Genomic DNA, 25470 nt, shown 5'->3' on the forward strand with positions numbered 1-25470 from the left:
TAAGCGTTTTTCTATAATAGGATATTTTTATAATTGGAAAGCTTGTTTAATATCGGCTACTCGGTCTAGTTTTTCCCAAGTAAACAATTCAACTTCCATTTGTTTGGTTTCTCCTCCTGGTCTTGTAAAGGTTTTTGTAACCACTTGTGGTTTGCGCCCCATGTGTCCATAAGCAGCTGTTTCGCTGTAGATTGGGTTGCGTAGTTTTAAGCTTGTCTCAATAAAGTAAGGACGTAAATCAAATAACTCACTTACTTTTTTCGCAATTTCACCATCCGTTAAGTTTACTTTTGAGGTACCATAGGTATTAACGTAGATTCCCGTTGGTTTAGCAATACCAATAGCGTATGAAACTTGTACCAATACTTCTTCTGCAACACCTGCTGCAACAAGGTTTTTAGCAATGTGACGGGTTGCATAAGCTGCACTTCGGTCAACTTTACTCGGATCTTTTCCTGAGAAAGCACCACCACCATGCGCGCCTTTTCCTCCATAGGTGTCTACGATAATTTTTCTTCCTGTTAATCCAGTATCCCCGTGTGGTCCTCCAATGATGAACACACCTGTTGGGTTGATTAAGTATTCAATTTCTTCGTTGTTTTGGAACAAATATTCATATTGCGGATATTTAGCCAATACGCGAGGAATTAAAACAGCGATGATATCTTGTTTGATTTTAGCTTGCATGGCTTGCTCTGCAGCTATTTTAGCTTCCATACTAGCATTTTCTGCTTGAATAAAATCATCGTGTTGTGTCGATAATACAATCGTTACAATGCGAACCGGTTTATTGTCGTCATTATACTCTAATGTAACCTGGCTCTTCGCGTCTGGACGCAAATAAGTAACGGCTGTATTTTCTCGGCGGATTACCGCTAATTCTTGTAATAATTTATGCGATAAATCTAAGGCTAGCGGCATGTAATCTTCCGTTTCTGTCGATGCGTAACCAAACATCATTCCTTGATCACCTGCTCCTTGATCTTCTTTACTCGCGCGCTCAACACCTTGACTGATTTCTGCCGATTGTTCGTGAATAGCTGATAAAATACCACACGAATTACCGTCAAACATATATTCACTCTTCGTATATCCAATCTTGTTGATTACATCGCGAGCAATTTGTTGTACGTCTAAATAGGTTTTTGATTTTACTTCCCCAGCAAGGATTACTTGCCCTGTAGTAACTAAAGTCTCACATGCTACTTTTGATTCTAAATCAAAAGCCAAGAAATTGTCAATTAAAGCATCTGAAATTTGATCTGCAATTTTATCAGGATGTCCTTCACTTACAGATTCCGATGTGAAGTAATAAGCCATATGGTATGTTTTTTAAAATGTTTAAAAAAGAGGAAATGGCTAAAGTGAAGATACAATATATTCTGCTTTAGCATTTTTTACCGAGGTTGCAATCAGTACAAATTTTTCCTCCTATGAAATTCACTGCAAATGTATCAACTATTTTTTGAATCTATACAAATTTTATCCTTTTTTATATTCCTCTTAACGATTATGTGATTTTTACTAATCCCGAGCAAATACACCTTGATATGAATTGGATATGAAACATAAGAGCATATAAAATCCTTAAAAACTGTTATGTTTTTTTGAAATTGATAAAAATATGGTGGTTTATTGCTTTATTTACATTTTAAAAGCCATTTTTAGTTACATTTGTTTCGAATTATTATCGTATTAATCGCGTAAAAATGAGACTACATAATATAGACGATCAAAAGTCGATGACTCCGCAAATGGCGCTGTCTTTTTTAAAAGAAGGGAACAAACGCTTTGTTGAAAACCTGAAAGCCCATGCTAATTTACTAGAACAAGTAAATGAAACCAAAGAAAGCCAATTTCCTTTCGCTATTGTTTTAAGCTGCATTGACAGCCGTACGTCAGCTGAATTGATCTTTGATCAAGGATTAGGGGATGTGTTTAGTACGCGTATTGCCGGAAATGTATTGAATGAGGATATTATCGGTTCAATGGAATTTGCTTGTAAACTCGCAGGTTCAAAATTGATTGTTGTCTTAGGACATTCGCACTGTGGCGCAATTACAGGAGCTTGTAAAGAGGTGAAATTAGGGTATTTAAGTAACTTATTAGCCAAAGTTGAACCAGCCGTGGATCACGTGAAAAGATATTACCCCGATTTAGATATTAAATCAAAAGAAGGAGTGGATATGGTTGCCTTTTACAATGTAGAATACACCATCAATCACATCCTAACTAAAAGTAATGTCCTTTGCGAAATGTATGAAAAAGGAGAAATCGGCATTGTTGGGGCTTTCTATAAAGTAGAAACAGGAGAGGTAGATTTTGTCAAAGAAATGTTTGTTGAATAAAAAAAGAAGTTTTGAAACACAACGAATTTTACAAAAAAATATTAGAAAATAACAAAGCTTGGGTAGAAGAAAAACTAGCCATTAATCCAGAGTACTTTAAGCGCCTTTGTCACAGGCAAACGCCACCTGTTTTGTGGATTGGTTGCTCAGATAGTCGCGTGCCAGCTAATGAGATTATCGGTGCCGAACCAGGGGATGTATTCGTTCACCGAAATATCGCCAATATGGTCATCCACTCAGATATGAATATGTTGAGTGTATTGGATTATGCGGTAAACATTCTTAAAGTAACCAATATTATTGTCTGTGGCCATTATGGCTGTGGTGGAGTAGAGGCCGCAATGAAAAACGAATCATACGGACTGATTGACAACTGGATTAGACACATCAAAACCGTTTATCGCTTGCACAATGTCGAGTTAGATGGGATTGACGATACCACAGAGCGATTCAATCGATTTGTAGAGTTAAACGTTCAAGAACAAGTGTACGACCTAGCAAAAACATCGATCGTGCAAGGCGCTTGGGCAAGAAATCAAGACTTGAGTATTCACGGCTGGGTTTATGGGTTAAACTCGGGGTATGTGACCGATTTAGAGGTGAATGTAACGAGTAATCAAGATCTTGACGAAGTGTATCAACTTCGATTTAAGAAAATTTAATCGTCAGACTCCAGGTTTTCATTGAATGAAGACGGTAGGAGCGAAGGAATAAATTTTAATATGATAGGCAGCAATACGGTGCCTCCAGGTAATAAAAATATCGCAAGAGAAGGAATGGTTTTAATCACCTCAAGGGTCTGTTTTTTGATCAATTTCTTTTCTTGCATATCTAAATTTCGATGGGTAGAGTCCATCAATAACTGCATCAATTGTTTGTTCTTTTGAATCTCTTTTAAAATACGACCTTTATTTCGGCTAACTAAAAATTCTACGTAATTCGTTGAATTATTAATCATATTATTGAATAAATTCGATGACTTTAAGTAGAAATAATTGTAGTCATTTTGTTGCAAGAACAACATAAAACAAGTTCGGCTATCCTCCACCTGTTCTGTAGTAAAAGCCAATCGGCTAAAAGGTTCAACAGAACAATCAGGTAATTCTAACGTCTTTAGCTCATTGTTCCACGAATTACACATCACAATGTCCAACAATAAACTAGATTCTAAATAGGAAGATTTTACTTCCATAATCTCCTCTATTGCAAAATCATTGGGATTGTCTGTAAAATGAACTTCAGTATTTTTTTGACCTTGGGTGTGATTCAGGATTGACTGAATCAAATCTTCCAAATACACATGGTATAGATTGGGGTGAATTTTACCTGTTAAAAAGGTTTCAAACGTCAAAAGATATACCGATAAAACGAGTAAATTCAGTACAATATTGTTGCTTTTCGATTGGGAAAAGAAGTTTTCTTTCCACTTGATGGCAAAAAGGTGTTCTAAACGGGCATATGTATTTTTATCCTCAAATAAATTAGTGAAGAAATTGGTTTTATGCGGTACAAATAATTGGTAAAAATCCAATAATCGACTGATAAACTCATCGGTTGTATTTGTGGGATATTGGAAGAAATAAATCTTTTCTAATAGTTGCAAGAAGCAGATTTTGGCAAATTCCTCTTGAGTGTATTTAAAAGTCGTATAAATCTCAGGAAATCCGCTGGCGTTTATCTGACCAAAACTAAATCCAGTTGCTCTTATCTCATGCGCTAATTCTATTGTATTAGTAGCCGTGAAAATAGCGTATTTGTCTTGTTCAGCGAAGTATTTTTTTATCCAGCCAGTTGTTGATGGGTTCATAAATACAAGATGCGTTATTGTGAAGGTAAAGAAATAGCTTCAAGCTATTTCTTTACCATTTAACTTGTTTTTCGATTGCTTTAATCATCTCTGTAGCAATATCTTTATTTGTAGCTCCTTCAATACCCTCTAGTCCAGGAGAAGAGTTGACCTCTAGCAATAAAGGTCCCTTTGCTGAACGAATGATATCAACACCAGCTACTTTTAAATTCATCGCTTTTGCCGCGCGAATAGCAATGCGCTTTTCTTCTGGAGTTACTTTAATAACGGAAGCCGTTCCTCCCAAGTGAATATTGGCTCTGAATTCGCCCGGAACTGCCTCGCGTTGTATGGCTGCAACAACTTTGCCATCCACAACAAAACAGCGAATGTCTTTTCCGTTTGCTTCTTTGATGAATTCTTGAACTAAAATATTGGCATTTAAACTTTTGAAAGCGTTAATTACACTCTCAGCTGCTTTTTTGGTTTCTGCTAATACTACTCCTTTTCCCTGAGTACCTTCTAGTAATTTGACAATTAAAGGGCTTCCTCCAACCATTTTAATCAAATCATTCGTGTCTAAAGGGGAATTGGCAAATCCCGTTGTGGGAATGTCAATGCCATGATTTAGAAGTAATTGAAGAGAGAATAACTTGTCTCTGGATTGCGCAATAGCTGCGGCACTATTTAAACTGAACACTTTTAATGATTCAAAATGACGCGTTAGAGCACATCCGTAATACGTCATGCTGGGTCTAATTCGCGGAATAACAGCATCAAAGTCGTTTAACACTCGCCCTCCTCTATAATGAATTTCTGGTTGATTGGCATCTAATTTCATATAACAGTATTTTAGATTTAAGAAATGCATTTCATGCCCTCTTAATTCTCCTGCTTCAATGATACGCTTGTTGCTGTATAATTCTGGATTACTGGCTAGTAATCCGATTCTCAATCCACTTTTTGCTTCTTTGGGTTTGTTGTAGTATTCATCTAGTTTTTCAACTGTAGGTTGACCTAATAGAAAATGCTTCTCTGGGTCAACTAAAATACGTCCCCCCATCGCTTCTCTACCCAATAACATGCGATACCCCATAGAGTCGCGATTGGTTAAGGTTAACTCAATATCCCACGATGTTTCTCCAAAACCAAGTATCGTTCGGATAACATAGCGAGATTCTCTAGATCCACTAGAACTTTTGACGATTCTTTTGTCCACTACTTTAGCTTCGCAATGTATAATTGTCTTGCCGTTATTTTGTAAGGGATTTACATCAAACTTTACCCATTTTTCACCGTCTTTTTCAAAAGGACTGATGTTAACCGCATGCAAGGCTGAAGTTTTTGCACCTGAATCTACACGCGCTTTAATCGCAGGGATATTTAATGTAGAGAAAGAACACCATTCTTCACTACCAACAATGAGTTTATCTACCATTCTATTTAATTATTCAATCGCGAAAGTACTACTTTAAAGCAATTGCTATGATGTAATAAAGATAAAAAAATAAAAAATAACGTTTAAATAACATCGATATTATCTTTAGTTTTAAAACTACTAAAGGATGAAAAGAAAAAACCTGCTAATGTGCAGGTTTTTTTGTTTTTATTTTGATAAGCAAAGCTTCTCCTTTTTCATCTTTTGGCGCATCCAAGGTTATGGTGTCGCCAACAGTTAATTTTGCATTTACAATTTCTTCTGCAATCGGATCTTCAATGTACTTTTGAATTGCTCGTTTTAATGGACGTGCCCCATATTGCTTGTCAAAACCTTTTTCAGCAATAAAATTCTTCGCTTTTTCTGTTAGGTTTAATTTGTATCCTAAATCGTCAATGCGCTCGAATAATTTAGCTAATTCAATGTCGATAATTGAGTTAATGTGCTCTTTCTCTAAGGAGTTGAATACCACAATATCGTCAATTCTATTTAAGAACTCTGGTGCAAAAGCTTTTTTCAACGCACTTTCAATCACGGATTTACTGTGTTGATCGGTTTGTTCCTTACGCGCCTGTGTGCCAAAACCAACACCTTGTCCAAAATCTTTTAATTGACGAACCCCAATATTAGATGTCATAACAATAATTGTATTTCTAAAATCGACTTTGCGTCCTAAACTATCAGTTAAATGACCATCATCCAATACTTGTAACAACATATTAAAGATATCAGGATGTGCTTTTTCGATTTCATCAAATAGAATAACACTGTATGGTTTTCTGCGGATTTTTTCTGTTAATTGGCCTCCTTCTTCATATCCAACATATCCTGGAGGTGCACCGATTAAACGAGATAACGCAAATTTCTCCATGTATTCACTCATGTCAATGCGAATCAAAGCATCATCTGAATCAAAAAGCTCTTTGGCTATTACTTTGGCTAATTGGGTTTTTCCAACTCCAGTTTGTCCTAAGAAAATAAATGATCCAATCGGTTTGTTCGGGTCTTTTAATCCCGCGCGATTGCGTTGAATAGCCTTGGCAATTTTACCAACAGCCTCATCTTGTCCAATGACTTTTCCTTTTATGATAGCAGGTAAGTTCGCTAATTTTGTGATTTCTTTCGCAGCAATTCGGTTTACTGGAATTCCCGTCATCATAGATACTACATCAGCAACATCATCTTCTGAAATGAGAATGCGGTTGTTTTTTACCTCTTTTTCCCACGCTTCTTGTGCAATGTCCAGTTCTTTTTCTATGCTTTTTTCTTTGTCTCTTAGATTAGCAGCTTCTTCATACTTCTGCTTTTGAACCATCACATTTTTGTTCTCGCGAACTTCTTCTAATTCTTGTTCTAAGTTTAGTATGTTCTGAGGTACGTTGATATTCGTGATATGTACGCGAGAGCCTACTTCATCCAAAGCATCAATTGCCTTGTCGGGTAAGAAACGATCCGTCATATAGCGATTCGTCAACTTTACACAAGCTTCAATCGCCTCATCTGTATAACTTACGTTGTGGTGACTCTCGTATTTGTCCTTAATATTGTGCAAAATGATAATCGTCTCGTCTACCGAAGTCGGTTCTACCAATACTTTTTGGAAACGGCGTTCTAACGCACCATCTTTTTCGATGTGCTGTCTAAATTCATCTAGTGTTGTGGCACCAATACATTGAATCTCGCCTCGCGCTAAAGCAGGTTTGAACATATTAGAGGCATCTAAGGAGCCCGTCGCTCCACCCGCACCAACAATGGTGTGAATTTCGTCGATAAATAAAATGATGTCTGTGTTTTTCTCTAACTCATTCATCACAGCTTTCATGCGCTCTTCAAATTGTCCTCTGTATTTTGTTCCCGCCACTAAACTAGCCAAATCTAACGTCACGACGCGTTTGTTGAATAAAACACGAGAGACTTTCTTTTGGATGATTTTTAAAGCTAAACCTTCCGCTATAGCAGATTTACCTACTCCTGGCTCACCAATTAACAAGGGATTGTTTTTCTTTCTGCGACTTAAAATCTGTGAAACACGCTCGATTTCTTTTTCACGCCCTACAACAGGGTCTAGTTTACCATCAATCGCCATTTCTGTCAAATCTCTACCAAAATTGTCTAAAACCGGTGTTTTACTCTTTTTATTTGGTGGAGTAGATTGCGTGTCAGCTTTTTTACTACTAGAGCTGTCATTTTGTCCGGATTCTTCGAAAGTTTCCGCCTTTGGACTATGGAATATATCTTCGCTATCCGCTTCTTTCTTTTCTTCAGAAAGAAATTCTACATAATAGGTCTTTACACTTTCGTAATCCACATTCATTTTGTTGAGGATTTGAGTAATAGGATCTTCATTGTTCTTTAAAATACACAAGAGCAAATGAGCAGAAGTTACTTCAATATTTTTGAAGACTTTCACTTCCAAATAGGTTAAACGCAAAGCTCTTTCTGCTTGCTTGGTAAGATATAGTGATCCTTTCTCGTTTACTGCTGTCTTTGTAGCCGAATAAGGTGTTAAATTCTCAACTTTATGACGTAAAAAATCAAGGTCTACTTCTAGATTTTGGAGAATTGTCGATCCTTCACCTTGCTCAATTCTCAATAAGGCTAACAAAAAGTGCTCTGTTCCTATAAAGTCATGACCTAGACGTAATGCCTCGTCCTTACTAAAGGAAATAACATTTTTTATTTCTTGTGAAAAATTTTCGTCCATACTAACTGAATTTAGGTGATTATTTGTTTGATACATAAACTAAAGGCAAAAAGTGTACCTAGTTGGTAGAAGTTGCCCTTCTGTCATACGCTAATTGACAAAAAAAAATTGGTAAATAAAAATATTATGGATTCTTTTTTTGGTGGAGAAGACGAAGTGCAAACTGCACTACATTTAGTCTCCGACCTTTTTATTGTTTTCAATAAACTGGTATTTGCGTTGTTTGCTTTTCCATCTCTCTTCTGCGTATTTTCTCAAATCGATAATTTTATCCTTTTCATCGACAATTTCAAATCCTAAAAGGGTTTCCAATATATCTTCTAATGTTAGAAGTCCCTGAACCTCTCCGTACTCATTGGTAATGATGGCAATGTGCTCGTGCTTTTCCGTTAATCGACTCCAAGCTTCTAAGACACTTGTTCGTTCGTTGAACTGAAGAATGTTGCGTTTAAGATCTTTCAACTGAATGTCAAATTGATCTGCAGCTAAGTGTTCAAAGATGAGGTCGCGAAGTACATATCCAACGATATTTTCCGTTTGCCCACTATAAATAGGAATACGCGAAAAGTGAAGTAATTCCTTATTCACTAAAAAACCTTGAAGTTTTAGCTCCTCATCTGCGTGAATCATCATGATACGAGGAGTGTGGATGGCTGCAACCGAAACGTCTTTGAGTTGGATTAGGTTTTGAATGATTTTCGTTTCCTTTCCTTCTAATATTCCTTCTTGTTCACCAATACTAGCTAAACTCGCTAATTCTTCGCGGCTAATACTTGATTCTTGTTGTTTTTTACTCAGGCGCTTGGTTAAAAAAGAAGAAAGTAAAACCAAAGGATAGCAGAGAATAATCATGCTGGAAATAGTAGTAGCGGTTGAGCTATACAAGGTTTTGCAATAGTTTGCACCCAATGTTTTAGGAATAATTTCTGTAAATACCAGGATGACCAAGGTTAGAAGGGCAGAAATAACCCCAAAATAAGCCTCTCCAAAAACAACTGTAGCTTGTGCGCCAACACCAGCAGCCCCAACAGTATGTGCAATGGTATTTAAAGATAGAATGGCAGATAAAGGTTTGTCAATATCCTTTTTCATGTGAATCAAAGCTTTTGCTTTGGTATCCCCCTGATCCGTTTTTGAATGTAAGAATGCAAGAGGGGTAGATAATAAGACTGCTTCTGCAATGGAACAGATAAAAGAAACCGTTAAGGCTAAAAACAAATAAATTAATAATAAAGTCATTCAGATAAAACTTAAAGGAACAATACTATTCTTTTTTGTTTTTCAATAGGAGTTAAATTTAACTCAAGCAGACAAAATGTTCACTGAGTAGCGGTAAGAGGAAATACATACAAGAGCTATAAGCCAAGAGGAAGTGGAGTAGCCAATTTTTTTCTTGTGATTAAGTTTAAGTCAAGAAGTAGTACACTTCGTAAAAAAGATATTGTTCCGAGGTTGATACGAACTTTACGTGGGGGTGTTTCGAAACAAAGATCATTTTTATTTTAGGTGAATTATTTTATTTAGCTAGCTCTAAATAAAAAGTTAACGTATCGTATTTTTCTATCTAGGCTTGTAGGTCATGAAAGTTCCGTCTTTGTAAAAAACAACAATTTGTTCTATGTCAGACGAGGTGAAAAAATCAGGAATAGGTTTAGGGGAAATGACCTCTTTTTTTATCGTTGAAGTAGGGGATGAAAGAGGGGTGTTTTGTGTTTCAATTTTGGATTCATCTGAAAATAAATCGACAGATTGGGAAGGTGCTATTTCCTGTTTTTTTTCACCAGAAAAAGAACCTTCACCTTTAATTAACCACTCGAGATTTAGTTCTGAAAAAGTGTCGTTTATCTTTAAAATAAAATCCAAACTAGCCTTGTTTCGACCAGATAAAATATGGGATAAACTTGAGCGTTGAACGCCAATTTTATCCGCAAAAGCAGAAGCAGATAGCTCAAAATGTTCGAGTAAAAACTCTAGTCTGTTTACGAAATTCTCCATGGATACAAATGTGTATTTTTAAATCAGATAGTTTACAAATGTAATAAAAATATTGAATTAACAAATGTATACATGTAAAATAGTAGAGCAATAAGCTGTATTATAGGTTTAAGTAGAGCTGTGTAAAGTATTGATTATTAATTAATACTTTGTTTTAAAATATTTTTGTAAAATCTTAGAGTGTTCCTTGGAAAAGAACGGAGGTTTATTGTTGACAATTGTAAAATACAAAACGCTATTCACTGTTTACATTTGTAAAAAATGAAATGTTTACATTTGTAATATTGTAAAAAGAGCAAGAGGATGAACGAACAACAGTTAGCTAAAACGTATCGAGTACCAACAATTTCAGGAAGATACATTACCAACAAAAATGTAGCGGATTTTACATCGACCTTAAACCATTACTTTAAGGTGAGTGTGATCGGGAAATCTGTTGAAAATAGATCCATTTATGCGGTGCAATTTGGCGAAGGAAAAACCAAGATTTTAATGTGGTCACAGATGCATGGAAATGAGTCGACAACGACTAAAGCGGTGCTGGACTTACTTCGGTATTTGAATGAATCTACGGCGGATAAAATCGCTGAATGGAGGGCTGAATTTTCACTGATTATCGTTCCGATTTTAAATCCAGATGGAGCACATTACTACACAAGAGTTAACGCAAATCAAGTGGATTTAAATCGAGATTCGGTTGATTTAAGTCAGCCTGAAAGTAAAGTTTTACGTCAGTTGTTGGAAGAGGAGCAACCTGATTATGCATTTAATTTACACGATCAACGCAGTATTTTTGGTGTAGGGGATACTGGGAAATCGGCTGCTCTGTCATTTTTAGCACCTGCTTTTAATGCAGATAGAGAGATGAATGAGACAAGGAAGAAGGCTGTTCAGCTGATTGTAGCAATGAATGAGGTTGCGCAGGAAATGGCTCCTGGGCATATAGGACGCTTTGATGATGGATTTAATTTGAATTGTATAGGAGATTATGCACAAGCAATGGGTATCCCTACTATATTAATAGAGGCAGGGCATTTAGATCTGGATTATCAAAGAGAAAATACAAGAGAGTTAGTTTGCGCAAGCTTATTGCGTGTATTGAATGTTTTGACACATCCTCATAAGGGGGGCGATTATGCGTTAGAACATTATTTTGCACTTCCTGAGAATACTAAAAGCTTTTGTGATGTTGAATTGAGAAGTGGTATTATTCCTTCATCTGAAAGAAAAATTATAGTGAAAATTCAATATAAAGAGATATTAGCAGAGGGAAGTGTTAAATTTTGTCCTATTATTATGAATATTGATAAAAAAGGAAGTAAATTTGCGCATGCATTAATAGAAAAAGATTGTTTATTAAAATCTTTTATTAAAGAACCCTTTCAGATTTTAGATCAGAATTTTGAGGATGTTGTAGCGTTATCGGCTGAAGAGGTTAATTATTTATTAAAAAAAGAGGTATAATTGCTATTTTTTGAATAAATAAGATTTTTTTTTATTATTATTGTACTGAAATATAGATTTAGAATTAACATAAATAACTGATTTATGAGTAAGTTTCGTTTAGATGAAATCGACCACCAGATCTTAGATATGCTGATCGATAATACGAGAGTGCCTTTTACAGATATCGCTAAGAAATTATTAATTTCAGCAGGTACGGTTCACGTACGTGTGAAAAAAATGGAAGATGCTGGAATTATCCAAGGTTCTTCGTTGACGCTTGATTATGAAAAATTAGGATATGCATTTATTGCGTATATCGGAATATTTTTACATAATACTTCGCAAACTAAGTTTGTTTTAGAACGAATTAATGAAATTCCATATGTGACAGTTGCTCACGTAACTACTGGTAAATTCAATGTATTCTGTAAAATTAGAGCGAAAAATACCCGTCATGCGAAAGAAGTAATCTACATGATTGACGATATTGATGGAGTGTACAGAACAGAGTCAATGATTTCTTTGGAAGAAAGTATCAACGACAAAAAACGATTAATGCATACAATTTTTAAAGAATTGTAGTCAATTTTTTAAAATGTAAATGAATAAAAACTGCCTTTGTGCAGTTTTTTTTTATATTCGTTTTTTATACTTTTTAAAAATGGATTCGTTAACTCAAATTGTTTTAGGCGGTGCCGTTGGAAATGCGTTACTAGGGGAGAAATTAAAGAATAAAGCTGTTTTATATGGTGCAGTAGCAGGTACTATACCAGATTTAGACGTTTTGGCTGTTTTTTTTACTGATCCAATAAGTGCTTTAGAATTTCATCGCGGTATTACGCATTCTGTCTTATTTGCCATTTTTGGCGCTTTTCTTTTCGGATTTCTTCTGTATTGGTTTGAGAAGAAAAAAGGCGTCACCTACGAAGAGGGGGTTTGGCTCTTCTTTTGGGGATTCTTTACGCATGCAGCGCTTGATGTATTTACAACTTGGGGAACCCGCGTTTTGTGGCCTTTTGATTATTCTTTTGCCTTTAAGTCAATCTTCGTGATTGATCCTCTTTATACCCTGCCTTTTTTGTTTTTTCTCCTGCGTTCAATGCGGGAAAAAACCAATGTGAAACGCCGTTTATATCTAAATCGATTGGGACTTTATATAAGTAGTGCTTATTTGGGGTTAACACTTTTGCTAAAAGCGGTGGCCTTCTATAGTTTTACTGATGCGTTGGATCAGCAGCATATCTCATATAAAGCAATGTCGGTTAAGCCTACTATTATGAATACCATTCTTTGGACGGCAATTGTAGAAACCAAAGATGCTTTTTTAATAGGAGAATATTCTTTGTTGAACCCTAGTCCGGTTGAGTTTAAAACCTATCCTAAAAATAGAGAAGTAATTGGGAGTTTGGAAAAGCATTATTTAATCCATCGATTAGTGCGAATCTCCGAAGGGTATTATACGTTTTCTGAAGTGAATAATGAGATCTATTTTAATGATTTGCGATTTGGTGTTTTGAAAGAAGAGGAGGGCGAAGTGCAGTTTGCATTTAGTTATAAGTTCTATATTGATGAAAAAGGAGAATTGAATGTGGAAGAAGTCAAAAAAGACAGACGAGATGGAGTTAAATTATTGAAGTCAATTGGGCGAAAGATTTTTGGATTGAAAGAAGATTAAAAGGAAGAATGGCTATATTTGGAAAAAAAATAAGATGAAGATAGTTGTGTCGCCTGCTAAGAGCTTGGATTATAATACAAAAGTGCCTTTTACAGCTACTACAGAGCCTTTGTTTGTAAAAGAAAGTAAAATAATAAACGGGGTTTTAAAAGAAAAAACTCCCGTAGAATTGATGGAGTTGATGAAGATTTCTGCTAATTTGGCTGACCTAAATTGGCAGCGAAATCAAGGGCGAAACTATAAAAAGTCGAAAAAAAATGAAGCCGATTTTAGGGCAGCAGTTTTTGCTTTTAGCGGAGATGTGTACGTCGGATTAGATGCTTATACCTTGTCAGAAAATAAAATAGAGCGCTTGCAAGAACGCTTGCGTATTTTGTCCGGATTGTATGGAATTTTACGCCCGCTGGATGAAATTGAACCTTATCGCCTTGAGATGGGAACTAAAATGCCAATCGGAGATAAGGCTAACCTTCCTGCTTTTTGGAAACCTTATATCGTGGATTACTTAAATAAAGAAATGGAAGAAGGAGAAGTGTTGGTAAATTTGGCAAGTAATGAATACTTTAGTGCAATCGATCAGAAGAAGTTAAAAGCTACAATTGTAGTTCCTGAATTTAAAGAGTTGAGAGATGGAAAGCTAAAGACAATTAGTTTTTATGCTAAAAAAGCAAGGGGAATGATGGTGCGTTATATTCTCGATCATGATATCCAGGATGTTGAAGGACTAAAGAAGTTCAATCTAGATGGATATGCGTGGAGTGAAGGAGAGTCTTCAGCGAAGAATTTGATATTTACAAGATAATAAATAAAAGAATAGAGCCAATAAAATTATGGAAACAGTACATTATATAAGTTCAGATGTATTTACAATTGAAAAATTAAATGAGATTATCACGCAAAATCAAAAGTTGGATATCTCGGAAGAAGCGCGTGCGAATATTGTCAATTGTCGTGCTTATTTGGACAATAAAATGGAAACGCAAAAAGATCCTATTTACGGAATTAATACAGGATTTGGGTCGTTGTGTAATGTGAAAATCAACGACAGTGATTTAACAAAACTTCAAGAAAATTTGATGAAATCTCATGCTTGTGGTACGGGCGAGATAGTGCCAAATGAGATTGTGAAGATTATGTTGTTGTTAAAGGTGAAATCATTGAGTTATGGTAATTCAGGAGTTCAACTAGAAACAGTTGAGCGATTGGTGGATTTCTTTAATCACGATATTTTGCCTGTGGTATATACGCAAGGTTCTTTGGGAGCATCTGGAGATTTAGCGCCTTTGGCCCACTTAACGTTGCCTTTGATTGGAGAAGGAGAAGTGGTATATGAAGGCATTAGACAACCTGCTAGTAAAGTATTAGAGAAGATGGGATGGTCGCCCATTCAATTGAGATCAAAAGAGGGGTTAGCTTTACTGAATGGAACACAGTTTATGAGTGCTTACGGATGTTATGTAATGATTAAATCTAAGAAAATGTCTTATTTGGCAGATTTAATCGGAGCGATTTCTTTAGAGGGGTTTGATGGAAGAATTGAACCGTTTAACGAATTGATACACCATGTAAGACCACACCGTGGACAAATTGAAACCGCTTCGTTCTTTAATGAAGTGTTGGAAGGGTCAGAATTGATTACTCGTCATAAAGAACACGTACAAGATCCGTATTCGTTTCGATGCATCCCACAAGTACATGGTGCTTCAAAAGACGCGATTGAATATGTAGCGAAGGTGTTTAAAACGGAGATTAATTCAGTGACAGATAATCCAAATGTATTCTATAAAGATGATTTAGTAGTGTCTGGAGGGAATTTCCATGGACAACCCTTAGCGTTGGCCTTTGATTTCTTGGGAATAGCTTTGGCGGAATTGGGTAATATTTCTGAAAGACGTACCTATCAACTTATCTCAGGACTAAGAGGATTGCCAGCTTTCTTGGTTTCAAACCCCGGGTTAGACTCAGGTTTTATGATTCCGCAATATACAGCGGCAAGTATTGTAAGTCAAAATAAACATTTAGCGAATCCAACGAGTACAGATAGTATTGTTTCAAGTAATGGGCAAGAAGATCACGTGAGTATGGGGGCAAATGGAGCGACTAAAACACTGCGTATTATTGATAACTTGGAGCGCATTTTGGCAATTGAACTTTTTAATGCTGCTCAGGCTTTAGAGTTCAGACGTCCGGCTAAATCAAGTGAGTTTATTGAGTCGTTTATTAAGTCGTATCGCGAAGAGGTTTCTTTTGTTTCAGAAGATCGTATTTTGCATTATGACATTGAAAAAACAATTGCATTTTTAGGAAGCTTTCAAATTGATTTAGAAGAATAATATCGTTTTTTTAAAACCGTTTATATAAAAGCTACATCTTTTTCTAAAAAAGAGATGTGGCTTTTTATTATATTGTTATCTTTGTTTTTATGTAGTACAAAATAATTTATCATCGTTGATTACAAGCAATAAATTAAAAATACTGAACGATCCAATTTATGGATTTATATCTATTCCCAATTCATTTGTTTATGATTTGATAGAACATCCTTATTTTCAGAGGTTAAGAAGGATTTCTCAAATGGGAGTGTCTTATTTGGTCTATCCAGGGGCACATCATACCCGCTTTCACCACGCTTTAGGATGTATGCATTTGATGCAAAAAGCAGTACAAGTATTGCGTTTTAAAAACATCGCCATTTCAGAAGAAGAAGAAACCGCTTTATATGTTGCTATTTTGTTGCATGATATAGGACATGGGCCTTTTTCTCATGCAATGGAAGAAAGTATTGTAGAAGGCGTACATCACGAGGCCATTTCCCTTTATTTTATGCACCAATTAAACAGAGAATTTAAGGGTAAACTCGATTTGGCAATTCAAATTTTCAAAGGAGAATATCACCGTCAATTTATGTTGCAATTGATTTCAAGTCAATTGGATATGGATCGTATGGATTATTTGAAAAGAGATAGCTTTTACAGCGGGGTTGCCGAAGGAGATATTAATTCAGAACGATTGATTCAAATGCTCAATGTGGTTGATGATCAATTAGTCGTGGAAGAAAAAGGCATTTACTCTGTAGAAATGTTTTTAGTAGGTCGCCGTTTGATGTATTGGCAGGCTTATTTACACAAAACCAGTGTATGTGCTGAATTGATATTGGTGCGCATTCTAAAGAGAGCCAAAGAATTAGTAAGTAAAGGAACACAACTGTGGGGAAGTCAAGCCCTGTTGTTTTTCTTAGAACACAAAGGAGAATTTGAAGATTTTGAACAAACGGCTTTGAGTCAGTTTGCTTTGCTAGATGATTCAGATATCGTTAGCGCATTAAAATCGTGGCAGTTTCACGACGATTTTGTCTTGTCTCAGCTGAGTAAGATGATTGTCAATCGAAAATTGTTGCGCATAGAAATTATAGAAGACAAGAAATTAGTAAAAGAAAAATTGAAAAAACGCTTAGAAGACGTTCAAGCCAAAAATAAAATTTCGGCAGAATGGGCGAGCTACTTTGTTTTTAAGGGAAAGGTTAGGAATCAAGCTTATAGCAAGGATAAAGAGCCAATTATGATTGTGAGAAAAGACGGACAAGTTGCGGATGTTTTATCCGTTTCGGATCAATTAAATCTCAAAGCATTAACTAAACCCGTGACAAAGCACTTTCTTTGTTATCCAAAAAGCGTTTTTGAAAGTTAATTTTCAATTATATTTTATATTTTTGCGGTGATGAAAATAACAGTAGAACAAATAGCGTCAGTATTAGGAGGGGAAATAGTTGGGAATCCTCAAGAAGAGGTATCTACATTAGCTAAAATTGAAGAGGGTGCAAAAGGCTCTATTTCGTTTTTAGCCAATCCAAAATATGCCCACTATATCTATACCACTAAAGCATCGGTTGTCATTGTAAATAAAACATTTGAACCCGAACATGAAGTAGAGGCAACATTAATTAAAGTTGATGATGCATATAAAGCTTTTTCAAAACTCTTGGAATATTATAACCAAGTGAAGTTGATGAAATCAGGTATTGAACAACCTAGTGTGATTTCTGAAGGAGCAACTTATGGAACGGATTTGTACTTGGGAAGCTTTTGCTACGTAGGAAAAAATACAAAAATCGGGAATAACGTAAAAGTTTATCCCAATACGTTTATTGGTGATAATGTTGTGATTGGCGATCATACTGTTCTGTTTGCAGGTGTGCGTATCTATTCTGAATCAATTATCGGATCAGGCTGTACACTGCATGCGGGAACTATTGTCGGATCGGATGGATTTGGTTTTGCACCTAATGGTGATGGTACCTATAGTAAAGTGCCTCAAATAGGAAATGTTATTATCGAGGATAATGTGGAGATTGGTGCTGCAACTACCATTGATCGCGCTACATTAGGGTCGACAATTATCCGTAAAGGGGTGAAGTTAGACAATCAAATTCAAATTGCTCATAACGTTGAAATAGGAGAAAATACCGTGATTGCTTCTCAAACAGGAGTAGCAGGATCAACGAAAATTGGCAAGAATTGCATGATTGGAGGACAAGTTGGAATTGTAGGCCACTTGACCATTGGAGATAATGTGAAAATTCAAGCACAATCGGGTGTTACAAAGAATTTAGAATCTAATATTGCTGTTCAAGGATCACCGGCTATCGGACATACTGATTTTCTGAAATCATATAGTCATTTTAGAAATCTGCCGAAAATCGTAGATGATTTAGAAGAGCTGAAGAACGAAAAATAATAACCTATCGAAATACAAAAAGATTTTATTATGGTTAAGCAAAAAACCATCCAAAGTGAAGTTACCTTAGAAGGAGTTGGATTACACACAGGACAAAATGTTGTTATGACATTGAAACCTGCGCCAATTAACAACGGGTTTACTTTTGTTAGAGTGGATTTAGAAGGGCATCCTGTTATTGAAGCAGATGCAAATTATGTTGTTAATACACAACGAGGTACAAACTTAGAGAAAAAAGGAGTTCGCGTTCAAACTACAGAACACGTTTTGGCTGCTTTTGTAGGGTGCGATCTTGATAACGTGATTGTTGAGCTAAATGCTTCTGAACCGCCGATTATGGATGGATCTTCCAAGTATTTTGTTGAAGCTGTTGAAGAAGCAGGTATTGTTGAGCAAGATGCTGAACGTGAGGAATACATCGTGAAAGAGGTGATTTCTTATGTAGATGAAGCAACAGGTAGTGAAATCATTGTAATGCCAGCAGATAGTTACCAAGTAACGACAATGGTAGATTTCGGTACGAAAGTTTTAGGAACACAAAACGCTACTTTAAAAGATATGAATGACTTTAAAGTGGAGATTTCTGAGGCGCGTACGTTCAGTTTTTTACATGAATTAGAGGCTTTGTTAGCTAATGGATTAATTAAAGGTGGCGATTTAAATAATGCGATTGTTTATGTTGATAAAGAAATATCTACAGAAACAATGGGGCATTTGAAAAAAGCTTTCGGTAAAGAGGAAATCAGTGTAAAACCCAACGGTGTTTTAGATAACCTAACTTTACATTATCCAAATGAAGCTGCAAGACATAAATTATTAGATGTTATTGGAGATTTAGCTTTGATTGGAACTCGTATTAGAGGAAAAGTGATTGCGAATAAACCAGGACACGCTATTAATACAGGGTTCGCGAAAAAAATGTCGAAAATTATTCGCAATGAAAAGCGCAACCAAGTGCCTATGTATGATTTACATCAAGAACCTTTGATGGATATCGTTAAAATTATGGAGTTTTTACCGCATAGACCTCCGTTTTTGTTGGTAGATAAGATTTTAGAGATGTCAGAAAATCACGTAGTAGGATTGAAAAATGTGACTATGAATGAGTCTTTCTTCATAGGACATTTCCCAGGAGCACCAGTTATGCCTGGTGTGTTAATCTGTGAGGCAATGGCTCAATCAGGGGGGATTTTAATTCTAAGTACAGTTCCGGATCCGGAAAATTACCTAACATATTTTATGAAAATGGATAATGTGAAATTTAAAAATAAAGTAACTCCAGGGGATACTTTGATTTTTAAATTAGAGCTAATTACACCTATTCGTCGTGGAATATGTCATATGCAAGGTTATGCTTACGCGAATGGAAAGTTAGTTGCGGAAGCTGAGCTAATGGCTCAAATATCAAAAGTTAAAAATTAAATATAAATAGTATGAATCAGCCTTTAGCATATGTTCATCCAGGAGCGAAAATAGCTAGAAATGTCGTAATAGAACCATTTACTACGATTCATAATAATGTGGAAATTGGCGAAGGAACTTGGATTGGTTCTAACGTAACCATTATGGAAGGAGCGCGTATCGGAAAAAACTGTAAGATTTTTCCTGGCGCCGTAATTTCTGCCGAACCACAGGATTTAAAATTTGAAGGTGAAGTTACTACTGTTGAGATAGGGGATAACACAACTATTCGTGAATGTGTAACCATCAACAGAGGAACAAGAGATAGATATAAAACCGTAATTGGTAAAAACTGCCTAATTCAAGCTTATAGCCATATTGCGCACGATTGTATTATTGGAGATAACTGTATCTTCTCAAACTCAAGTACTTTGGCTGGACACGTGACAGTTGGGGATTACGTTGTGTTAGCAGGGCTAGTTGCAGTACACCAATTCTGTACCATTGGATCACATTCTTTTGTAACAGGTGGTACTTTAGTTCGCAAGGACGTGCCTCCTTATATCAAGGCTGCAAGAGAACCAATTTCTTATGCGGGTATTAACTCAGTTGGTCTGCGTAGAAGAGGGTATGAACCAGAAAAAATTAGAGAAATTCAAGAAATTTATAGAATTTTATTTCAAAAGAACTATAATACAAGTCAAGCACTCGAAATTATAGAAACAGAAATGGAAGCAACTCCAGAACGAGATGAAATTTTGATGTTCGTACGCAATAGTTCAAGAGGAATTATGCGTGGGTATTCAGGAATGTATTAATAATATAATAAAGATTTAGAAAAAATGGCAACAACTTCAGATATCAGAAATGGTTTGTGTATTCGTCATAATAACGATATTTACAAAATCACAGAATTTTTACACGTTAAACCAGGAAAAGGACCAGCATTTGTTAGAACAAAAATGAAGAGTTTGACAAATGGAAAAGTATTAGAAAATACATTTTCTGCAGGGCACAAAATTGAAACGGTTCGTGTTGAAACACATAAATTCCAATATTTATACCCAGAAGGTGATCAGTTTCATTTCATGAACGTTGAATCGTATGAACAAATTACGTTGCTAAAAGATATTTTGGATGCTCCTGAATTATTAAAAGAAGGAGAAATGGTAATGGTTCAAATTAATACAGATACGGATTTACCTCTTGCTGTTGATATGCCAGCTTCTGTAATCTTAGAAGTAACATACGCTGAGCCAGGTGTAAAAGGAAATACTGCAACGAATGCTACTAAACCAGCTACAGTTGAAACAGGAGCTTCTGTAAACGTGCCGTTATTTATCAACGAAGGGGATAAAATCAAAATTGATACGGCTACAGGTTCTTATATTGAGCGTATCAAAGAATAGTTGAAGTAGAGCAGATGCGTTTTTCAAAAGTTCAAGACTTACAAACGATAGCCGATATAATCGGTTGTACATTCGTCGGATCCGCGGATTTTCCTGTGTACGGAATGAATGAAATTCACGTCGTACAAGAGGGAGAGATTGTATTTGTGGACCATCCCAAATACTATGATAAAGCCTTAAATTCGAACGCAACCATTATCCTTATCAACAAGGATGTGGAATGTCCAGAAGGAAAAGCTTTGTTAATCTCAGACGATCCATTTAGGGATTTTAATAAGTTGTCAACTTATTTTAATCCATTCAAACCCGCTACACAATTACAAGCAAAAGATGCAGTGATTGGAGAAGGAACAGTTATTCAACCAGGTGCTTTCGTTGGTAACAACGTAGTAATTGGAAAGAACTGTTTGATTCATCCTACTGTTGTAATCTACGATGGTACAGTGATTGGAGATAACGTAGTAATCCATGCAGGTTCAATCCTGGGTGCGGATGCGTTCTACTACAAAAAGAGACCTGAGGGATTTGATCCCTTGATTTCTTGTGGTAGAGTAGTAATTGAAGATAACGTAGGAATCGGAGCAGCTTGTACGATTGATCGCGGGGTAACAGGGGATACTACAATCAAAGAAGGTGCTAAAATTGACAATCAAGTGCATATTGGACACGATACCGTTATTGGTAGGCGTTGTTTGATTGCAGCTCAAACAGGAATTGCTGGATGTGTAGTGATTGAAGATGAAGTAACGCTTTGGGGGCAAGTAGGAACAACTAGTGGAATTACAATTGGCGCAAAAGCTGTTGTTCTAGCACAATCTGGAGTTTCTAAGAGTTTAGAAGGGGGCAAAGTTTATTTTGGTTCTCCTGCTGAAGAGGCTAGAGATAAAATGAAACAGTTAGCCAATACCAAGAGAATACCATCTATTTTAGAAGATCTAAAGCGATTAGAGCATAAATAGAATAGAGGGATAAGAGTAGATAATTAATCGTTAGGCTTATTTAACGAAGATTGCAACTAAAAAGTTTCAAAGCTGATTAGAATTGTTTATTTTTGTAGGAAGTAAGTTTTAAAAATAAATAAAAACAAGATCATGAGTGTTTTAGTAAATAAAGATTCAAAAATAATCGTTCAAGGATTTACTGGAAGCGAAGGTACTTTTCATGCTTCTCAGATGATTGAATACGGTACAAACGTTGTAGGTGGTGTAACTCCAGGAAAAGGTGGAACAACCCATTTAGATCGTCCAGTATTTAATACAGTATCGGATGCTGTTGAAAAAGCTGGTGCAGATACATCAATCATTTTTGTACCGCCTGCATTTGCTGCAGACGCTATTATGGAAGCTGCAGACGCTGGTATCAAAGTAATTATTTGTATTACTGAAGGTATTCCAGTAGCTGATATGATTAAAGCTTATGATTACATTCAAGGAAGAGACTGTAGATTAGTTGGTCCTAACTGTCCAGGAGTAATTACTCCAGGTGAAGCCAAAGTTGGTATTATGCCAGGTTTCGTATTCAAAAAAGGAACAGTAGGGATTGTATCTAAATCGGGAACTTTAACTTATGAAGCTGCTGACCAAGTAGTAAAAGAAGGTTTAGGTATCACTACAGCTATCGGAATTGGTGGAGATCCAATCATTGGAACTACAACAAAAGAAGCAGTACAATTATTAATGGCTGACCCAGAAACAAAAGCAATCATTATGATTGGTGAAATTGGAGGACAGTTAGAAGCTGATGCTGCAAGATGGATTAAAGAAGATGGAAACAAAAAACCAGTTATTGGATTCATCGCTGGAGAAACTGCACCAGTAGGTAGAACAATGGGCCACGCAGGTGCTATTGTTGGTGGAGCAGATGATACAGCTGCTGCTAAGAAAAGAATCATGAGAGAATGTGGAATCCACGTAGTTGATTCTCCTGCTGAAATCGGGAAAAAAGTAAAAGAAGTTTTAGGATAATATCCTAGATTCAAATATAAAAAAAGCCACATCGTTTGATGTGGCTTTTTTTATTGTTTGTTGTTTGATGAGACACAACAGTGGATACACAACAAACAAAAAAAAGCGGTCAAATGACCGCTTTTTTATTATCTCAATTGAGCTCCAATATTATTTTCCAATTGGTATTGAATCTTGCCCATAATCTTCTCAATTTGGCTTTCAGTCAATGTTTTTGTACTGTCTTCCATTAAGATTGATATTGCGTATGATTTCTTGCCGTCTTCAATCTTATCGCCTTGGTACACGTCAAATAGTGTTACATCCTTAATGATAGCTTTGTCTACTTGTTTGACGATAGTAAAAATCTCGTCAAAAGTTACTTTTTCATCTAGGAGTAAAGCGTAATCTCTTTTTACAGTAGGGAATTTATTCAAATCTGTAAATTTGATTTTATTGCTTACTAATTTTAAAATAGTATCCCATCGAAAATCAGCATAGCTCACTTCTTGCTTAATGTCGAAATGCTTTGTTATTCCCTTTTTAAGAACACCAAAATCAACAATAGCCTCTTTACCTACAAAATAAGTAATCCCTTCTGAAAATAGGTCGCTTTCTGTTGGTTGTGTTGTGAATTTAGAAATGCCTAAGCGGTTTAAAATACTTAAGATATACCCTTTGAATTCAAAGAAATCACTTGGTTTTTGTTTCGAGTTCCAAGAGGAAGGTGCGCTATTACCTGTAACAAATAAAGCAAAATGCTTGTCTTCTTCAAAATTGTTCAACATCTTGTGGTAAGTTTTACCAAATTCGAATAAACGCAAATCGCTGTTCTTTCTGTTGATGTTGTATGAAATAGATTCTAAACCACCAAACAAAAGTGATTGTCTCATGACTGATAAATCTGCACTTAACGGGTTTACGATATCTACTTGATAGCTCTTATTGATGCTTTCTGTCAGCTTACTGTATTCAGGTGTAGTCAATGAATTGTTCATGATTTCATGAAACCCTTGCGCAACCAATTGATTCGCAATGATATTCTGAACACGGTGATCTTCCGTTCTTGAACTATTCGAAATTGTCGCATTTAGTTTGGAAGAGAAACTGATATTGTTGTATCCATACACGCGTAAAATCTCTTCAATAACGTCAATTTCTCTAGTCACATCTGCACGGTAGGCAGGAACGGTGATTCCTAGTCCAACATCCGACATGCTGTGTACTTTAATATCTAAGGAAACTAAAATCGTTTTGATTGTTTCTTTTGAAATATCTTCCCCTAAGATGCGGTTGATGTTGTTGAAGTTTAGGAATACCGAATGATCCTCTACTTTTTTAGGATATAAATCAACGATGTCCGACGTGATTTCACCACCAGCAACACTTTGAATTAACAAAGCCGCATGTTTTAAGGCGTATTCTGTTATAGATGGATCGATTCCTCTTTCGAAACGGAAAGATGAATCGGTGTTTAAATTGTGTCTTTTTGCTGTTTTTCTAACGCTAACAGGGTTAAAATAAGCACTTTCTAAGAAAATAGTAGTGGTGTTTTCTGAAACTGCAGATTTCAATCCTCCAAACACACCAGCGATACACATTGGTCCGTTTTCGTCACATATCATTAAATCATCTTGATGTAAGGTGCGCTCAACACCGTCTAAAGTAACAAATTTCGTTCCTTCAGCCACTGTTTTTACAATTACTTTACTTCCTTTGATCTTAGCAGCATCAAAAGCGTGTAGCGGTTGCCCTAAATCGTGTAATACATAGTTTGTTACGTCTACGATGTTGTTTTTAGGTGTGATACCGATAGCTTTTAAGCGATTTTGTAACCATTCAGGAGAAGATTTAACTTCAATTCCCGAGATGGTAACCCCGCAATAACGAGGTGCTTTTTTGTAATCTTCAACGACTACATCCATTTTAAGCGTTCTTCGCTCTACTTTGAACTTACTTACAGCAGGTGTAATTAATTCTTTGTGTGGTGTTTCAATGTTTGGGTTTTGTAAAAGACCGGCACGCAAATCTCTAGCAACGCCCCAGTGGCTCATTGCATCAGAACGGTTTGGTGTAAGTCCGATTTCAAAAACTTGATCCGTAGTAACATCAAAAATAGTAGCAGCAGGTGTACCTGGTGCAATAGATTCATCTAAAACTAAGATTCCACTGCCGTCAGTTCCAATGCCTAATTCAACAGCAGAACAAATCATACCGAAGCTGTCTTCTCCTCTGATTTTGCCTTTTTTAATTTGAAATGCATTTCCTTCTGCATCGTACAACTCAGTGCCAATTGTTGCAACGGGTACTTTTTGTCCAGCAGCGACGTTTGGAGCACCACAAACGATTTGTACAGGTTCCCCTGTTCCTAAATCAACTTTTGTAACATTTAGTTTATCTGCATTAGGGTGTTTGGTGCAAGATAATACATGTCCTACGACAACTCCTCTTAAACCACCTTTTAAACTTTCATATTGAGTAACTCCCTCAACTTCAAGACCTAAATCCGTAAGAATCTCTGATGTTTCTTCTGGTGTGATATCTAGCTTAATGAATTGTTTTAACCAATTGTATGAAATATGCATTCGAAA

21 protein-coding genes are annotated in these 25470 nt (G+C 36.1%); 14 read left to right on the forward strand and 7 right to left on the reverse strand.

Going from position 1 to position 25470, the window contains the following annotated elements; all coding sequences use genetic code 11:
- Positions 1 to 27: 27 nt before the first annotated feature.
- Entirely contained in the window at positions 28 to 1320 is a 1293-nt protein-coding gene (gene metK, locus FBR08_RS13030; RefSeq protein ID WP_158963123.1) for a methionine adenosyltransferase, read from the reverse strand.
- A gap of 389 nt (positions 1321 to 1709) precedes the next feature.
- Here metK and FBR08_RS13035 point away from each other — a divergent pair, with 389 nt between their 5' ends.
- Both FBR08_RS13035 and FBR08_RS13040 read left to right on the forward strand, forming a co-directional pair.
- Positions 1710 to 2348: a carbonic anhydrase family protein gene (locus tag FBR08_RS13035; RefSeq protein WP_158963124.1), complete on the forward strand. Its 639-nt coding sequence runs from the start codon at positions 1710 to 1712 to the stop codon at positions 2346 to 2348.
- 11 nt (positions 2349 to 2359) lie between these two features.
- Positions 2360 to 3010 carry a carbonic anhydrase gene (locus tag FBR08_RS13040; protein ID WP_158963125.1) on the forward strand — a complete coding sequence of 217 codons (651 nt, stop codon included), beginning with the start codon at positions 2360 to 2362 and terminating at the stop codon, positions 3008 to 3010.
- Here the strand turns inward: FBR08_RS13040 and FBR08_RS13045 are convergent.
- From FBR08_RS13045 to FBR08_RS13065, 5 genes are all read right to left on the reverse strand, one after another.
- Complete coding sequence (locus tag FBR08_RS13045) at positions 3007 to 4155, reverse strand: LETM1-related biofilm-associated protein (RefSeq protein WP_158963126.1); 1149 nt, start codon at positions 4153 to 4155, stop codon at positions 3007 to 3009. The genes FBR08_RS13040 and FBR08_RS13045 overlap by 4 nt on opposite strands.
- 52 nt (positions 4156 to 4207) lie before the next feature.
- On the reverse strand, positions 4208 to 5572 hold the full coding sequence (gene rimK / locus FBR08_RS13050) for a 30S ribosomal protein S6--L-glutamate ligase (RefSeq protein WP_158963127.1): 1365 nt from the start codon (positions 5570 to 5572) through the stop codon (positions 4208 to 4210).
- Positions 5573 to 5717: 145 nt separating this feature from the next.
- The gene (locus FBR08_RS13055) at positions 5718 to 8276 is read right to left on the reverse strand and encodes an ATP-dependent Clp protease ATP-binding subunit (protein ID WP_158963128.1); all 2559 of its coding nucleotides are present in this window, start codon (positions 8274 to 8276) and stop codon (positions 5718 to 5720) included.
- A 174-nt stretch (positions 8277 to 8450) separates the two neighbouring features.
- Positions 8451 to 9515, reverse strand: coding sequence for a CNNM domain-containing protein (locus FBR08_RS13060; protein ID WP_158963129.1), 1065 nt, complete (start codon positions 9513 to 9515; stop codon positions 8451 to 8453).
- A gap of 321 nt (positions 9516 to 9836) precedes the next feature.
- The gene (locus FBR08_RS13065; RefSeq protein ID WP_158963130.1) at positions 9837 to 10271 is read right to left on the reverse strand and encodes a helix-turn-helix transcriptional regulator; all 435 of its coding nucleotides are present in this window, start codon (positions 10269 to 10271) and stop codon (positions 9837 to 9839) included.
- Between the two features lie 303 nt (positions 10272 to 10574).
- On the opposite strand from FBR08_RS13065, the gene FBR08_RS13070 reads away from it, so the two are divergent.
- The 12 genes from FBR08_RS13070 to sucD all read left to right on the forward strand — a co-directional run bounded on the left by FBR08_RS13070 (position 10575) and on the right by sucD (position 22900).
- On the forward strand, positions 10575 to 11735 hold the full coding sequence (locus FBR08_RS13070; protein ID WP_158963131.1) for a M14 family zinc carboxypeptidase: 1161 nt from the start codon (positions 10575 to 10577) through the stop codon (positions 11733 to 11735).
- Positions 11736 to 11819: 84 nt separating this feature from the next.
- A complete protein-coding gene (locus FBR08_RS13075) occupies positions 11820 to 12299 on the forward strand; it encodes an Lrp/AsnC family transcriptional regulator (protein WP_002985664.1) in 480 nt (159 codons plus the stop codon).
- A gap of 79 nt (positions 12300 to 12378) precedes the next feature.
- Complete coding sequence (locus tag FBR08_RS13080; RefSeq protein ID WP_158963132.1) at positions 12379 to 13392, forward strand: metal-dependent hydrolase; 1014 nt, start codon at positions 12379 to 12381, stop codon at positions 13390 to 13392.
- Positions 13393 to 13426: 34 nt separating this feature from the next.
- The gene (gene yaaA / locus FBR08_RS13085) at positions 13427 to 14194 is read left to right on the forward strand and encodes a peroxide stress protein YaaA (protein ID WP_158963133.1); all 768 of its coding nucleotides are present in this window, start codon (positions 13427 to 13429) and stop codon (positions 14192 to 14194) included.
- A gap of 28 nt (positions 14195 to 14222) precedes the next feature.
- Complete coding sequence (gene hutH, locus FBR08_RS13090; RefSeq protein ID WP_158963134.1) at positions 14223 to 15725, forward strand: histidine ammonia-lyase; 1503 nt, start codon at positions 14223 to 14225, stop codon at positions 15723 to 15725.
- A 115-nt stretch (positions 15726 to 15840) separates the two neighbouring features.
- On the forward strand, positions 15841 to 17079 hold the full coding sequence (locus FBR08_RS13095; RefSeq protein WP_158963135.1) for an HD domain-containing protein: 1239 nt from the start codon (positions 15841 to 15843) through the stop codon (positions 17077 to 17079).
- 30 nt (positions 17080 to 17109) lie between these two features.
- Complete coding sequence (lpxD, locus tag FBR08_RS13100) at positions 17110 to 18126, forward strand: UDP-3-O-(3-hydroxymyristoyl)glucosamine N-acyltransferase (RefSeq protein WP_158963136.1); 1017 nt, start codon at positions 17110 to 17112, stop codon at positions 18124 to 18126.
- Between the two features lie 30 nt (positions 18127 to 18156).
- The gene (locus FBR08_RS13105; protein ID WP_158963137.1) at positions 18157 to 19548 is read left to right on the forward strand and encodes a bifunctional UDP-3-O-[3-hydroxymyristoyl] N-acetylglucosamine deacetylase/3-hydroxyacyl-ACP dehydratase; all 1392 of its coding nucleotides are present in this window, start codon (positions 18157 to 18159) and stop codon (positions 19546 to 19548) included.
- Positions 19549 to 19559: 11 nt separating this feature from the next.
- Positions 19560 to 20345 (forward strand): acyl-ACP--UDP-N-acetylglucosamine O-acyltransferase, encoded by a 786-nt coding sequence (gene lpxA, locus FBR08_RS13110; RefSeq protein ID WP_158963138.1) that lies wholly within the window; start codon positions 19560 to 19562, stop codon positions 20343 to 20345.
- Positions 20346 to 20369: 24 nt separating this feature from the next.
- Positions 20370 to 20936 (forward strand): elongation factor P, encoded by a 567-nt coding sequence (gene efp / locus FBR08_RS13115; RefSeq protein ID WP_115090728.1) that lies wholly within the window; start codon positions 20370 to 20372, stop codon positions 20934 to 20936.
- Between the two features lie 14 nt (positions 20937 to 20950).
- The gene (locus FBR08_RS13120; protein WP_158963139.1) at positions 20951 to 21895 is read left to right on the forward strand and encodes a UDP-3-O-(3-hydroxymyristoyl)glucosamine N-acyltransferase; all 945 of its coding nucleotides are present in this window, start codon (positions 20951 to 20953) and stop codon (positions 21893 to 21895) included.
- Positions 21896 to 22027: 132 nt separating this feature from the next.
- Positions 22028 to 22900 (forward strand): succinate--CoA ligase subunit alpha, encoded by an 873-nt coding sequence (gene sucD / locus FBR08_RS13125; RefSeq protein ID WP_158963140.1) that lies wholly within the window; start codon positions 22028 to 22030, stop codon positions 22898 to 22900.
- A 128-nt stretch (positions 22901 to 23028) separates the two neighbouring features.
- On the opposite strand, the gene pheT is transcribed toward sucD, so the two are convergent.
- Positions 23029 to 25464, reverse strand: a complete 2436-nt coding sequence (pheT, locus tag FBR08_RS13130; RefSeq protein ID WP_158963141.1) for a phenylalanine--tRNA ligase subunit beta — start codon at positions 25462 to 25464, stop codon at positions 23029 to 23031.
- Positions 25465 to 25470: the final 6 nt, after the last annotated feature.

The organism is Myroides fluvii (assembly GCF_009792295.1).
GTDB lineage: Bacteria > Bacteroidota > Bacteroidia > Flavobacteriales > Flavobacteriaceae > Flavobacterium > Flavobacterium fluvii_A.

Coding starts and splice junctions, on each gene's coding strand:
- metK (WP_158963123.1), bottom strand. CDS start 1,320: ATGGCTTATTACTTCACATCGGAATCTGTAAGTGAAGGACATCCTGAT.
- FBR08_RS13035 (WP_158963124.1), top strand. CDS start 1,710: ATGAGACTACATAATATAGACGATCAAAAGTCGATGACTCCGCAAATG.
- FBR08_RS13045 (WP_158963126.1), bottom strand. CDS start 4,155: ATGAACCCATCAACAACTGGCTGGATAAAAAAATACTTCGCTGAACAA.
- rimK (WP_158963127.1), bottom strand. CDS start 5,572: ATGGTAGATAAACTCATTGTTGGTAGTGAAGAATGGTGTTCTTTCTCT.
- FBR08_RS13055 (WP_158963128.1), bottom strand. CDS start 8,276: ATGGACGAAAATTTTTCACAAGAAATAAAAAATGTTATTTCCTTTAGT.
- FBR08_RS13060 (WP_158963129.1), bottom strand. CDS start 9,515: ATGACTTTATTATTAATTTATTTGTTTTTAGCCTTAACGGTTTCTTTT.
- FBR08_RS13065 (WP_158963130.1), bottom strand. CDS start 10,271: ATGGAGAATTTCGTAAACAGACTAGAGTTTTTACTCGAACATTTTGAG.
- FBR08_RS13070 (WP_158963131.1), top strand. CDS start 10,575: ATGAACGAACAACAGTTAGCTAAAACGTATCGAGTACCAACAATTTCA.
- FBR08_RS13075 (WP_002985664.1), top strand. CDS start 11,820: ATGAGTAAGTTTCGTTTAGATGAAATCGACCACCAGATCTTAGATATG.
- FBR08_RS13080 (WP_158963132.1), top strand. CDS start 12,379: ATGGATTCGTTAACTCAAATTGTTTTAGGCGGTGCCGTTGGAAATGCG.
- yaaA (WP_158963133.1), top strand. CDS start 13,427: ATGAAGATAGTTGTGTCGCCTGCTAAGAGCTTGGATTATAATACAAAA.
- hutH (WP_158963134.1), top strand. CDS start 14,223: ATGGAAACAGTACATTATATAAGTTCAGATGTATTTACAATTGAAAAA.
- lpxD (WP_158963136.1), top strand. CDS start 17,110: ATGAAAATAACAGTAGAACAAATAGCGTCAGTATTAGGAGGGGAAATA.
- FBR08_RS13105 (WP_158963137.1), top strand. CDS start 18,157: ATGGTTAAGCAAAAAACCATCCAAAGTGAAGTTACCTTAGAAGGAGTT.
- lpxA (WP_158963138.1), top strand. CDS start 19,560: ATGAATCAGCCTTTAGCATATGTTCATCCAGGAGCGAAAATAGCTAGA.
- efp (WP_115090728.1), top strand. CDS start 20,370: ATGGCAACAACTTCAGATATCAGAAATGGTTTGTGTATTCGTCATAAT.
- FBR08_RS13120 (WP_158963139.1), top strand. CDS start 20,951: ATGCGTTTTTCAAAAGTTCAAGACTTACAAACGATAGCCGATATAATC.
- sucD (WP_158963140.1), top strand. CDS start 22,028: ATGAGTGTTTTAGTAAATAAAGATTCAAAAATAATCGTTCAAGGATTT.
- pheT (WP_158963141.1), bottom strand. CDS start 25,464: ATGCATATTTCATACAATTGGTTAAAACAATTCATTAAGCTAGATATC.